The organism is Streptomyces sp. NPDC015345 (assembly GCF_043078805.1).
In the GTDB taxonomy this organism is placed as follows: Bacteria; Actinomycetota; Actinomycetes; order Streptomycetales; family Streptomycetaceae; genus Streptomyces.
In genome coordinates, this window is record NZ_JBIBTX010000001.1 from 989030 (window position 1) to 1002019 (window position 12990).

The window sequence follows — 12990 nt, forward strand, 5'->3', positions numbered from 1 at the left end:
TCGCCCGGCAGACTTGCGATCATGGACATAGGTATCGATCTCGGCACTGCGAACACCCTTCTCTACGTCCGCGGCAAGGGGATCGTGCTCAACGAGCCGTCCGTGGTCGCCGTCCGGTCGGACCGGGGCGGCAAGGGCAAGGTGCTCGCCGTCGGCATGGAGGCCAAGGAGACGATCGGGCGCACGCCCGGGTCCATCACCGCCATCCGCCCGCTGCGGGACGGCGTGATCAGTGACTACGAGGCCGCCGAGGAGATGATCCGGCACTTCGTGCGCAAGGCCGTGCCGGGGCGGCGCACCCGTATCCGCATGGTCGTGTGCGTGCCGAGCGGGGTCACACCCGTCGAGCGGCGCGCCATCGTGCACGCGTCGCAGCGGGCCGGGGCGCGGGCCGTGCACCTCGTGGAGGAGCCGATGGCCGCCGCGATCGGGGCGGGGCTGCCGGTCGCCGAGCCGCAGGGGTCGATGGTCGTCGACATCGGCGGCGGCACGACCGAGGTCGCCGTCGTCTCCCTGGGCGGGGTCGTCACGGCGCAGTCGCTGCGGGTGGGCGGCGACCGGCTCGACCAGGCGATCACCGACTACGTACGCAAGGAGCACTCGCTGCTCGTGGGCGAGCGCACCGCCGAGGACATCAAGGTCGCGATCGGGTCGGCGTGGCCGGTGCCCGGCGAGGAGGAGTTCGAGGGGCGGACGTTCACCGTGCGGGGCCGCGAGAAGGTCGGCGGGCTGCCCAAGACCGTCGACCTGACGGTGCGGGAGGTACGGGGCGCTGTCGACGAGCCCGTGGAGCACATCATCGCGGCGGTGAAGACGACCCTGGAGGAGTGCCCGCCCGAGCTGTCCGGCGACATCATGGAGCACGGCATCGTGCTCACCGGCGGCGGCGCCCTCCTGCCCGGCCTCGATCTGCGCATCGCGTCGGCCACCGGCATCCCGGTGTTCGTGGCCGAGAACCCGCTGGACAGCGTCGCGCTGGGCTGCGGGAAGTGCGTGGAGGACTTCGACGGTCTTGAGCGGATGATGTCGGCGGCGTAGGTGTCTGTCCTCGCGGCGCGCGCGGCTCAGGCCAGTTCGCCCGCCGGAAGGCAGGCACGGACCTCGTACGTCCCGTCCGCCGGTCCCGCCGAGAACTCGCCGCCCACCGCGCGGATGCGCTCCGCCATGCCGGTCGTGCCGATGCCCGCCGAGATCGGGGCCGTGGCGGGGCGCGTGGCCGGCAGGGCGTTGCGCACCGTGATGCCGAGGCGTTCGCCCGCCACGTCCACCCGGACGGTGACCCGCTCCCCCGGCGCGTGTTTCGCCGCGTTCGTCAGGCATTCCTGGACCACGCGGTGGACCGCCGCCTGCCGCAGCGGGGAGAGGCGGTGGGCCACCGGGTCGATCCGGAGCTCCACGGGGCTGCCCGCGTGGCCGCTGCGCTCGGCGAGTTCGGGCAGGGCGTCGAGGCCGGGGGTGGGGGCGCCGTCCGTGCCGCGCTGGACGATGATCTCGTTCAGCATGCGGTGCGCGCTGCGCGCCGTCTCCGAGAGTTCCTCGAAGCCGTCCGCGAAGGGCCCGCCCTCGGCCCGGCGCGCGAGCACCTGGGAGCGGACGCTCAGCAGCGTCAGCTCGCGGCCGACGAAGTCGTGCACGTCGCGCGCGATGCGGGCGCGCTCCTGCTGGACGGCGTGCAGCGTCTCCGTCTCCACGCGCTGCGCCTCCAGGGCGCGCACCAGGTCCTGCCGGTTCGCGGCCACGCCGACGCCCGCCGCGAGCACGCCGACCGGCACGACGAGGCTCAGGAACTCGGCGAGCGTCTCGCCCCGGTGGGGCGGCCAGCCGGGCAGCTGGAACAGCGCGTAGGCGAACGTGACGTAGCCGATGACGCCGAGCGTCCCGGCCCGGCGGCCGCGGTACCGGCCAAGGGAGTACAGCGCGAACTGCACCAGCGTCAGCTCGAACAGCCAGCCGAGCAGGAACAGTGCGACGGCGTACGTCAGCCAGGGCGCCGAGCGGCGCAGCATCAGCGAGGCGGCGCCCGCCGTCAGGACGAGGGCGGCCAAGGGGCCGTTGAGGGGGTTGTCCGCCGCCGCGAGGCCCGGCACGTCCAGGCTCATCAGCGCCAGCGCGCTCAGCGCCGTGAGCAGGTCCACGGTCCTGGCCGCCTGGGCCCAGCGCCCGGCGAGGCGACGGCCGGTGGCCGCCGCCCGGCGTAGCGCCTGGACGGCGGGACGGTCGTGCATGCCCTCCATCATCCAAGGTCTTTCGACCCGATTCATCTGACTAATGACCCTGATTTGGTGATGTGCGGCACTGGCCCACGGCGCGGCTGACGGGCCGCGGCCGGTCCCGGGGGTCAGATCTGACCATGTGGTATGCCCAGAATTCGGCCCGCAGGACCCATCAGCTCGCCGGTGACGCCGGGATCCTGCTGTGGACCGCGCTGTGGGCCGCCGCCGCCGTCACGGCGTACCGGCTGGCCTGTCTGCTCGCCCTGCCCCGCGCCCTCCAGGAGCGCAGGGCGCCCCTCCCCCTGGTCGGCGGACGCGTCGACACGGCGCTGCGGCGCGTGGCGGACGCCGTCGACGCCATGGACCCGGTGGCGGTGCGCACGGCCGTGGCCGTGGGCGCCGTCGCCCTCTTCGTCGTACCCGTAGGCCTGGTCCTCGTCCTCTGGCTGCCGCGCCGGGTGCGCTGGATCCGTCAGGCGGGCGCGGCGCGGGACCTCGCCGCCACCGACGACGGCCGCGACCTGCTGGCCCTGCGTTCGCTGCTCAGGCCGCTGGACGAGGTGGCCGCCACCGCCGCGCAGATCCCGGACGCGACGCCGGGCAGCCTCGCCTGGGGCTGGCGGCACGGCGACCCGGAGATGCTCGACGCCCTGGCCGGCGCGGAACTGGAGCGGCTCGGGCTCGAAGCCCCACCGCGGGACGACGGCCCCGTCGAGGTCTTCGAGCAACAGGTTTACGAGCAACAGGTTCGCGAGCACCAGGTGGAGCTGATCGGCCCGGCGGGCCCGGTGGACGAACCGTCGGCAAACGCCCGGCCGGTGGGCTGAACGGCCAAGGCTCCCGGGATTGGCCATGAGCCGGTCCCGGGAGCCTTCGACCACGACGTGCCGTTACGCGGCCGGCAGCGCCTCCAGCTGCGCCGTCAGGCGGGCGATGTCGGCCTCCGCCTTCGTGAGGCGGCCGCGGATCTTGTCCACGACCTGGTCGGGAGCCTTGGCCAGGAACGCTTCGTTGCCGAGCTTCGCCTGTGCCTGCGCCTTCTCCTTCTCGGCGGCGGCGAGGTCCTTGGCCAGGCGCTTGCGCTCGGCCTCGACGTCGATCGTGCCGGACAGGTCGAGCGCGACCGTGGCGCCGGAGACCGGCAGCGTCGCCGTCGCCGTGAAGGCGTCGCCCTCCGGCTGGAGGCGAAGGAGCTGGCGGATGGCGGCCTCGTGCGGGGCGAGCGCCGTGCCGTCCAGGGTCAGGCGGGCCGGCACCTTCTGGCCGGGCTGGAGCCCCTGATCGGCGCGGAAGCGGCGCACCTCGGTGATGACCTGCTGAAGCGTCTCGATCTCCCGCTCGGCACCGGCGTCCCGGAAGCCGCTGTCGGCGGGCCAGTCGGCGATGACGAGGGATTCGCCGCCGGTCAGCGCGGTCCACAGCGTCTCGGTCACGAACGGGACGATCGGGTGGAGCAGCCGCAGCGTCACGTCGAGGACTTCGCCCAGGACGCGGGCCGAGACCTTGGCGCCCTCGCCGCCCGCCATGAACGTCGTCTTGGACAGCTCGACGTACCAGTCGAAGACCTCGTCCCACGCGAAGTGGAAGAGGGCGTCGGAGAGCTTGGCGAACTGGAAGTCGTCGTAGAGCGCGTCGACTTCGGCGACCGTCGCGTTGAGCCGGGAGAGGACCCAGCGGTCGGTGGCGGACAGCTGCTCGACCGGCGGCAGGTCGCCCTCGATCGTGGCGCCGTTCATCATCGCGAAGCGCGTGGCGTTCCAGATCTTGTTGGCGAAGTTGCGCGAGCCCTGGACCCAGTCCTCGCCGATCGGCACGTCCGTGCCCGGGTTGGCGCCGCGGGCGAGCGTGAAGCGCAGGGCGTCCGAGCCGTACTTGTCCATCCAGTCGATGGGGTTGACGGCGTTGCCGAAGGACTTCGACATCTTCTTGCCGAACTGGTCGCGGACCATGCCGTGCAGCACGATCGTGTGGAACGGCGGGGTGCCGTCCATCGCGTACAGGCCGAACATCATCATCCGGGCGACCCAGAAGAAGAGGATGTCGTAGCCGGTGACAAGCACGGAGTTCGGGTAGAACTTCGCGAGCGACTCGGTCTGGTCGGGCCAGCCGAGCGTGGAGAACGGCCACAGGCCGGAGGAGAACCACGTGTCGAGCACGTCGTTGTCCTGCGTCCAGCCCTCGCCGGTGGGAGCCTCGTCGTCGGGTCCGACGCAGACGACTTCACCGTTCGGCCCGTACCAGACGGGGATGCGGTGGCCCCACCAGAGCTGGCGCGAGATGCACCAGTCGTGGAGGTTGTCGACCCAGTCGAAGTACCGCTTCTCCATCTCCTGCGGGTGGATCTTGACCTTGCCGTCGCGGACCGCGTCACCGGCGGCCTTGGCGAGCGGGGCGACCTTGACCCACCACTGCATCGACAGGCGCGGCTCGATGGTGGTCTTGCAGCGCGAGCAGTGGCCGACCGAGTGCGTGTACGGGCGCTTCTCGGCGACGATGCGGCCCTCGGCGCGGAGCGCGCCGACGATGGCGGAGCGGGCCTCCAGGCGGTCCAGACCCTGGAAGGGGCCGTGCGCGGTGATCACGGCGTGCTCGTCCATGACCGCGATGTTCGGCAGCGAGTGGCGCTGGCCGATCTCGAAGTCGTTCGGGTCGTGGGCCGGAGTCACCTTGACGGCGCCGGTGCCGAACTCGGGGTCGACGTGCTCGTCGGCGACGACCGGGATCGTGCGGTCGGTCAGCGGCAGCTTGATCTGCTTGCCGACCAGGTGCTTGTAGCGCTCGTCCTCCGGGTGGACCGCGACGGCGGTGTCACCGAGCATCGTCTCGGCGCGGGTGGTGGCGACGACGAGCGTCTCGTCCCCCTCGCCGTACTTGATCGACACCAGCTCGCCGTCGTCGTCCTGGTACTCGACCTCGATGTCCGAGATCGCCGTCAGGCAGCGCGGGCACCAGTTGATGATGCGCTCGGCGCGGTAGATCAGCTCGTCGTCGTAGAGCTTCTTGAAGATGGTCTGGACGGCCTGCGAGAGGCCCTCGTCCATGGTGAAGCGCTCGCGCTCCCAGTCGACGCCGTCGCCGAGGCGGCGCATCTGGCCGGAGATCTGGCCGCCGGACTCGCCCTTCCACTTCCAGACGCGCTCGATGAACGCCTCGCGCCCGAGGTCGTGGCGGGACTTGCCCTCCTTGCCGAGCTCGCGCTCGACCACGTTCTGCGTGGCGATGCCGGCGTGGTCCATGCCGGGCTGCCAGAGCGTCTCGAAGCCCTGCATGCGCTTGCGGCGGGTGAGGGCGTCGATCAGCGTGTGCTCGAAGGCGTGGCCGAGGTGGAGGGCGCCGGTGACGTTCGGCGGGGGGATGACGACGGTGTACGGCGGCTTCTCGCTCTTCTCGTCGGCGGAGAAGTAGCCCCGTTCCACCCAGCGCTCGTACAGCGGCCCCTCTACCTCGGCCGGCGCGTACTGGGTCGGCAGTTCGGGAGTGGTCGCTGGGGGCTGCTGCTGAGCGTTCTCGGTCACGCGGTCAGTTTAGAGGGGTGACGGAGCGGTCCCGAAACCGGAATGTTCGATATCGCTTGCGTTCCAGGGCTCCACGGCGGCCGTACGTCGTTCAGGATGTCCGGGACACATCAGAGTCCGGAGGGGGACCCCCGCAATGAGCCACAACCAGCCAGGCCCGTACGACGGTCAACAGCCGGGCCCGTACGGGCAGCAGCCCGGTCCGTATGGCCAGCAGCCCGGTCCGTATGGCCAGCAGCAGCCGCAGCAGCCCGGTCCGTATGGGCAGCAGCAGCCGCAGGGGGCCCCGCCGCAGCAGCCCCAGCCGGGGTACGGCTTCCCGCAGCCCCCGCAGCAGGCGCCCCAGCAGGGCGGCTACAGCCAGCCCCAACAGCCCGGCCCCTACGGGCAGGCCCCGCAGCAGGCCCCCTACGGGCAGGTCCCGCCCCCGCCCCCCGGCGGCGGCAAGAAGAAGACCGGCCTGATCATCGGCGCCATCGCCGTGGTCGCCGCGCTCGGCGTCGGCGCGTACTTCCTCTTCGGCGGGGGCGGCGGCTCGGCATCGATCGAGGACGACGGGGCGCACAAGCTGGTGCCGCCGGCCTCAGTGGGCGAGTACAAGAAGGGGAGCGACTCCGACTCGTCCGACGACGGCCCGCTCGGCTCCGGCGACAAGAAGAACGCCGAGGAGATCGGCATCAAGAACCCCGAGAACGTCGCGGCCTCGTACGAGTTGGGCGAGGCGCTCAAGGGGAAGCAGATCAGCTTCCAGGGGATGTACGGCGAGATCGACGACCCGGAGAAGGCCGTCGACGACGGCTTCGCCAAGGCCGGCGAGAACGCCGAGAAGGAGTCGGACGACAACGCGGGCGACGGCGAGAAGGTCGAGCTGGTCGGGAGCCCCGAGACCGTTGAGCCCGACGGCCTCGACAACGCCGTCATGAAGTGCCAGACCGCCAATTTCAGCGATGACGGCAAGCTGGTCAAGCTGCCGATCTGCATCTGGGCCGATCACAGCACGTACGGCATCGTCTTCGGCATCGACCTCGCGGCGATGATGAAGGGCGGCGGCGGCATGACCACCGACGACGTCGCCTCCTTCGCGGCCGATCTCCGCAAGGCGGCGCGTGTGAAGGCGTGATCCCGTAACCGAAACCACGTGTATGTACGCATTCTCCTCGTCCAGTCACCGATGTGACCCTGCGGGGACACGCTCCGTACTGACTGGCTCACACGGCGAGGGAGACGCATCATGACTGTGATGCTGGAACGACCGACGACAGACGGCACCGACCCCCACCGCTTCGAGGAGCTGCGCAGGGCCCTCGGAGAGCTGAGCGTGCCCGCCGGCTTCAACGCCGAGATCATCAGGGGGAACATCGTCGTGTCACCGTGGTCGAAGGCGTACTACCTCGATGTCATGGACCTCGTCTGCGACCGACTGCGTGCTCACCTCCCCGAGGAACACCGGATCAGCTCGGCCCTCGCGCTGTACGTGTTCCCCGGGGTCGAGCGGGCGTACGGCCCGGACATTCACGCGGCCCACCGGCGGACCCGCCTGACCACGAGCAACCAGCTGGACGGCGACGGGCTCTCCTTCGTCGCCGAGCTGACCTCCCCCTCCACCCGGGACGACGACCTCACCGACAAGGTCGAGCGGTACGGAAAGGCGGGCGTACCGATCTATCTCCTCCTCGACATGCAGGAGGAACTCGCCACCGTCTACTGGTCACCGACCGCCAAGGGATACGAGTCCCACCTCACCGCCCCGTTCGGCAAGACGGTCCGCATCCCGGCCCCCTTCGACTGCGACCTCGACACCAGCGGGTTCCAGGCGCCGACGGAATCCACGGACGGCGCGGCCCGCGAGAAGTGAGGGCCCGCTCCGGGCCTTCACGCGACGGACACCACGTCCGCGCTCTGGAACAGCCGTTCAACAACTGCGCATCGATCCGCTCCCGTCGCCCCGACCTCCCGCGCTCATCCGACAGGATGTTCGGAACACATAAGCATCGGGAGGGAACCCCAGCAATGAGCTACAACCAGCCGGGCCCGTACGGCGGGCAGCAGCCCCAGCAGCCCGGGCCGTACGGCCAGCAGCCGGGCCCCTACGGCCAGCCGCCGCAGGCCCCGCAGCCCGGCTACGGCTACCCCCCGCAGGCCCCGCAGCAGGCCCCCCACCAGGGCGGCTACAGCCAGCCCCAGCAGCCCGGCCCCTACGGGCAGTTCCCGCAGCAGGCCCCGTACGGCCAGGTCCCGCCGCCCCCGCCCCCCGGCGGCGGCAAGAAGAAGACCGGCCTGATCATCGGCGCGGTGGCCGTGGTGGCCGCCGCGGCGGTCGGCGGCTACTTCCTCTTCGCGGGCGGTGACGACGACAAGGGCGGCGGCAAGAACGGCGGTTCGTCGAACGTCGCGGACGGCGGCGGCGACTCCGGCACCAAGGACGACGGCCCGCACAAGCTGACGACGCCGGAGACGGTCCTGACCGACTACAAGAAGGACCCGGCACGCTCCAGCGGGCTCGACAGCGTCGACCTCGACAAGGCCGAGGCGGCGGGGGTGAAGAACCCCAAGGACGTGCGGGCCCAGTACCAGTCGGGCGGCAAGGACAACCCGATGGCGCAGAAGGTCCTGAGCTTCGGCGGTGTCTACGGCGACATCGAGGACCCCGAGGGCGTCGTCGACCACATGTTCACGAACGCCGAGAAGGAGGCGAAGGACGGCGCGAGCAGCGGTGGTCAGAAGGTCACCCTGGTCGGCAGCCCGAAGGCGTACACGCCGAGCGAGCTGGACGGCGCCGTCCTCAAGTGCCAGGAGATGAAGGTCGATCTGGGCGGCGCCGCGGGCACGGCCGGCACGACGGCCGGTTCCTCCGGGCCCAGCGAGATGTCCGCCGCGACCTGCATCTGGGGCGACCACAGCACCATCGGCTACGTCGTCACCACCGACGTGGCGAGCGCGCTCTCCGGCCAGAGCGCCGACCTCGACGAGGCCGCGACGACCACGGCCAAGTTCCGTGGCGAGGTGCGCGTCAAGCGCTGACGTCCGCCGCGGGCCGCGTGCGGCCCCTCGGCGCCGGCAGAGAGGGCCCGGTGATTCCGCCGGGCCCTCTTGCGTCAGGATGTCGGGAACACATAAGCATTTCGGAGGGGAACCCCATGAGCTACAACCAGCCGGGCCCGTACGGCGGGCAGCAGCCCCAGCAGCCCGGGCCGTACGGCCAGCAGCCCCAGCAGCCTGGCCCCTACGGCCAGCCGCCGCAGGCCCCGCAGCCCGGCTACGGCTACCCCCCGCAGGCCCCGCAGCAGCCGCAGCCCGGGTACGGCTACCCGCAGCAGGCCCCCGGCGGCTACGGCCAGCCCCAGCAGCCCGGCCCCTACGGGCAGTTCCCGCAGCAGGCCCCCTACGGGCAGGTCCCGCCCCCGCCTCCCGGTGGCGGCGGCAAGAAGAAGACCGGCCTGATCATCGGCGCCGTCGCGGTGGTCGCCGCCCTCGGCGTCGGCGCGTACTTCGCCTTCGGCGGCAGTGGCAGCGGGAGCGGGGGCGGTTCCTCCTCCGTGGCGGACGACGGCGCCCACAAGCTGGTCACGCCCGAGACGCTGCTGAGCGAGTACGAGAAGGACGACACGCAGACCGGCGGCTTCAACTCCAGCGACATCGAGGCCGCCGAGAAGGCCGGTGTGAAGAACCCCGAGGACGTCGACGCCGGCTACAAGACGGAGGCCGGCGACAACCCCCTCGCGCAGAAGGCCATCCAGTTCATGGGTGTCTACGGCGAGGTCGGCGACCCGGGCAAGGTCGTCGACGGCATGTTCGCCAAGGTCAAGAAGGACTCCATGGAGCCCGGCGGCTCGAACACGGGCAAGCTGGTCGGCAGCCCCAAGGACTTCAGCACCGACGACGTCGTCCTCAAGTGCCAGGAATCCCTGATCAAGAACGACGGTCCGAGCACCGGCTCGTCCTCCGCCCCCAAGGAGGTCCGCATGCCGGTCTGCATCTGGGGCGACCACAGCACCGTCGCCGTCGTCGTCCCCGTCGAGATCGCCGACGCCCTCGCGGGCAAGGTGTCGCTCGACGACGCCTCGGCCACCACGCTCAAGGTCCGCAAGGAAGTCCGCGTCAAGCTCTGACGCCCGTACGCAGCACCGCACCGCAGCACCACCAACGAGGGGAACCCCGAAGCAGTGAGCTACAACCAGCCCGGCCCGTACGGCGGCCAGCCGCCCCAGGGCGTCCCGCAGCAGCAGCCCTACGCCCAGCCGGGCGGTTACGGCCAGCCCCAGCAGCCCGCCCCCTACGGGCAGTACCCCCAACAGCCCGCCCCTTACGGGCAGTACCCCGCACCCCAGCAGGGCGGCGGAGGCAAGAAGACCGGGCTCATCATCGGTGCCGTGGTGGTCGTGGCCGCCGCTGCCGTCGGCGGGTACTTCCTCCTCGCCAAGAGCGACGGCTCCTCCGTCGCCGACGACGGCAAGACGTACAAGCTGACGGCTCCCGCGACCGTCCTCGGCAGCTACAAGAAGGACGAGTCCGCCGCGGGCCGCGGTGGAATGACGTCCGACGACCTCGAGGAGCTGGAGAATCAGGGCGTCACCAAGCCCAAGAACGTCTACGCCGCGTACAACCACGGCAAGGGCGCGACGATGAAGTCCCTCAACTACTCCGGTGTGTACGGCGAGATAGACGACCCGGAGAAGGTCGTCGACGCCATGCTCGCCGCGATGGTGAAGGACCAGGCGAAGGGCTCCGACGAGGGCATGAAGCTCATCGGTGACCCCGAGGAGTTCACGCCGGACGGCTTCGAGAACGGCGTCATGAAGTGCCAGAAGGCCGAGTTCAGGATGGGCGGGGCCGGCGCGGACGACGAGGGCGTGCCCAGCAGCTTCCAGACGCCGGTATGCGTCTGGGGTGACCACAGCACGGCCGCGTACGCCACGTACGCCGATGTCGCCACGACCGGCAGCGGCGAGAAGATCGCCCTGGACGACGTCGCCACCCAGGTCGCCAACCTCCGTGACGACGTCCGCGTCGAGGTCAAGTAACCCTCACCACGCGCAGAGGGGCGCCCGGCGATCGAATCGCCGGGCGCCCCTTTCTGGCTCGGTACCTACGCGGACTTCTGCTCCCCGGCGCCCGGACCCCGCACCTCGCGCGGCACCAGCGTCGGGTTCACGTTCGACCGGACGACGTCCGCCGTGATGACGACGCGGGCGACGTCCTTGCGGGACGGCACCTCGTACATCACCGACTGGAGGACCTCCTCCATGATGGCGCGCAGGCCGCGCGCGCCGGTCTGGCGCAGGATCGCCTGGTCCGCGATGGCCTCCAGGGCCCCACGCTCGAAGTCCAGCTCCACGCCGTCGAGTTCGAACAGGCGCTGGTACTGCTTCACCAGCGCGTTGCGCGGCTCGACCAGGATCTGGAGCAGGGCCTCGCGGTCGAGGTTGTGGACCGAGGTGATCACGGGGAGGCGGCCGATGAACTCGGGGATCATCCCGAACTTCACCAGGTCCTCCGGCATGATGTCCTCGAACTGGTCCTTCTCCTCCATCTCGCGCTTGGAGCGGATGGTGGCGCCGAAGCCGATGCCCTTGGCGCCCGCCCGCGACTCGATGATCTTTTCGAGGCCGGAGAAGGCACCGCCCACGATGAAGAGCACGTTCGTCGTGTCGATCTGGATGAACTCCTGGTGCGGGTGCTTGCGGCCGCCCTGCGGCGGGACCGAAGCCGTGGTGCCCTCCAGGATCTTCAGCAGAGCCTGCTGGACGCCCTCGCCCGAGACATCGCGCGTGATCGAGGGGTTCTCGCTCTTGCGGGCCACCTTGTCGATCTCGTCGATGTAGATGATCCCGGTCTCGGCCTTCTTGACGTCGTAGTCGGCCGCCTGGATCAGCTTGAGCAGGATGTTCTCGACGTCCTCGCCGACATAGCCCGCCTCCGTCAGCGCCGTCGCGTCCGCGATGGCGAACGGGACGTTCAGCATCCGGGCGAGCGTCTGCGCCAGGAGCGTCTTTCCGGAACCGGTCGGGCCGAGCAGCAGGATGTTGGACTTCGCGAGTTCGATCGCGTCGTCACGGCCCTGCGCGCCGCCGTTCTCCCCTGCCTGGACCCGCTTGTAGTGGTTGTACACCGCTACCGAGAGGGCCTTCTTCGCGGGCTCCTGGCCCACGACGTAACCCTCAAGGAATTCGTAGATCTCGCGAGGCTTCGGGAGTTCCTCCCAACGGACCTCGCTCGTCTCCGCGAGCTCTTCCTCGATGATCTCGTTACAGAGGTCGATGCACTCGTCGCAGATGTACACACCGGGGCCTGCGATGAGCTTCTTGACCTGCTTCTGACTCTTTCCGCAGAACGAGCACTTGAGCAGATCGCCGCCGTCACCGATGCGTGCCACGAGGTGCTTCCCCTTCGCCTGGGAGACGCCACGTTCAGCGGCTCCTGGTGCCTCATATCCGACGGTACCTTGCCGGGCCCCCCGTTCGGGCCCCCCTTGGCACGGTTCGCTTCGACGCGAGTCGTACGCGAACCATGCCAAGGAGCGGCAGATGCTACAGCGCCGCGTCAGACGACCGAGGCGTTGTTCATCTTCCGGGTGGAGATGATCTGGTCGACCAGGCCGTACGCGAGCGCGTCCTCGGCCGTGAGGATCTTGTCGCGCTCGATGTCGTCGCGGATCTTCTCGATCGGCGTCGTGGAGTGCTTGGCCAGCATCTCCTCCAGCTGCGCGCGCATCCGGAGGATCTCGTTGGCGGCGATCTCCAGGTCGGAGACCTGACCGCGGCCCGTCTCGCTGTAGGGCTGGTGGATCAGGATCCGGGCGTTCGGGAGCGCCATGCGCTTGCCCGGCGTGCCGGCCGCGAGCAGGACCGCGGCGGCCGAGGCGGCCTGGCCCATGCAGACGGTCTGTACGTCCGGCTTCACGAACTGCATCGTGTCGTAGATGGCCGTGAGGGCCGTGAACGAACCGCCGGGGCTGTTGATGTAGATCGAGATGTCGCGGTCCGGGTCCATCGACTCCAGGCACAGGAGCTGCGCCATGACGTCGTTGGCGGAGGCGTCGTCGATCTGCACGCCGAGGAAGATCACGCGCTCCTCGAAGAGCTTCGCGTACGGGTCGTACTCGCGCACGCCCTGCGAGGTGCGCTCGACGAAGCGCGGGATGACGTAGCGGGACTCGGCGCGGGCGCCGGTGAACTCGGCCTGCGCGGCCGGGCCGAGCTCGGCCTGGGTGCGGGCGTAGAGGCCGCTGCCGGGGTGGTTGTTCATCTCTCTTGGTCTCCTGA

The 12990-nt window shown here is 70.3% G+C and carries 11 protein-coding genes; 7 read left to right on the forward strand and 4 right to left on the reverse strand.

The window, feature by feature from the left end; translation table 11 throughout:
• Positions 1–21 precede the first annotated feature (21 nt).
• Complete coding sequence (locus ACF062_RS04495) at positions 22–1038, forward strand: rod shape-determining protein (protein ID WP_392135518.1); 1017 nt, start codon at positions 22–24, stop codon at positions 1036–1038.
• Between the two features lie 26 nt (positions 1039–1064).
• Here ACF062_RS04495 and ACF062_RS04500 read toward each other — a convergent pair whose 3' ends face one another.
• Complete coding sequence (locus ACF062_RS04500; protein ID WP_392135520.1) at positions 1065–2225, reverse strand: sensor histidine kinase; 1161 nt, start codon at positions 2223–2225, stop codon at positions 1065–1067.
• A 125-nt stretch (positions 2226–2350) separates the two neighbouring features.
• On the opposite strand from ACF062_RS04500, the gene ACF062_RS04505 reads away from it, so the two are divergent.
• A complete protein-coding gene (locus tag ACF062_RS04505) occupies positions 2351–3040 on the forward strand; it encodes a hypothetical protein (protein ID WP_392135523.1) in 690 nt (229 codons plus the stop codon).
• 63 nt (positions 3041–3103) lie between these two features.
• Here the strand turns inward: ACF062_RS04505 and ACF062_RS04510 are convergent, their stop codons facing one another.
• Positions 3104–5728, reverse strand: coding sequence for a valine--tRNA ligase (locus ACF062_RS04510; protein ID WP_392135526.1), 2625 nt, complete (start codon positions 5726–5728; stop codon positions 3104–3106).
• A gap of 136 nt (positions 5729–5864) precedes the next feature.
• On the opposite strand from ACF062_RS04510, the gene ACF062_RS04515 reads away from it, so the two are divergent.
• The 5 genes from ACF062_RS04515 (at position 5865) to ACF062_RS04535 (ending at position 10749) form a co-directional block, all read left to right on the forward strand.
• A complete protein-coding gene (locus tag ACF062_RS04515; protein WP_392135528.1) occupies positions 5865–6848 on the forward strand; it encodes a hypothetical protein in 984 nt (327 codons plus the stop codon).
• A 111-nt stretch (positions 6849–6959) separates the two neighbouring features.
• On the forward strand, positions 6960–7583 hold the full coding sequence (locus ACF062_RS04520; RefSeq protein ID WP_392135531.1) for a Uma2 family endonuclease: 624 nt from the start codon (positions 6960–6962) through the stop codon (positions 7581–7583).
• A gap of 155 nt (positions 7584–7738) precedes the next feature.
• Positions 7739–8749, forward strand: a complete 1011-nt coding sequence (locus tag ACF062_RS04525) for a hypothetical protein (protein ID WP_392135534.1) — start codon at positions 7739–7741, stop codon at positions 8747–8749.
• 116 nt (positions 8750–8865) lie between these two features.
• Positions 8866–9837: a hypothetical protein gene (locus ACF062_RS04530; RefSeq protein ID WP_392135536.1), complete on the forward strand. Its 972-nt coding sequence runs from the start codon at positions 8866–8868 to the stop codon at positions 9835–9837.
• A 54-nt stretch (positions 9838–9891) separates the two neighbouring features.
• Positions 9892–10749 (forward strand): hypothetical protein, encoded by an 858-nt coding sequence (locus ACF062_RS04535; protein WP_392135539.1) that lies wholly within the window; start codon positions 9892–9894, stop codon positions 10747–10749.
• A gap of 65 nt (positions 10750–10814) precedes the next feature.
• Here ACF062_RS04535 and clpX read toward each other — a convergent pair whose 3' ends face one another.
• Positions 10815–12101 carry an ATP-dependent Clp protease ATP-binding subunit ClpX gene (gene clpX / locus ACF062_RS04540; protein WP_392135542.1) on the reverse strand — a complete coding sequence of 429 codons (1287 nt, stop codon included), beginning with the start codon at positions 12099–12101 and terminating at the stop codon, positions 10815–10817.
• A gap of 167 nt (positions 12102–12268) precedes the next feature.
• Positions 12269–12973 (reverse strand): ATP-dependent Clp protease proteolytic subunit, encoded by a 705-nt coding sequence (locus ACF062_RS04545; RefSeq protein ID WP_392135545.1) that lies wholly within the window; start codon positions 12971–12973, stop codon positions 12269–12271.
• Between the last annotated feature and the right edge of the window lie 17 nt (positions 12974–12990).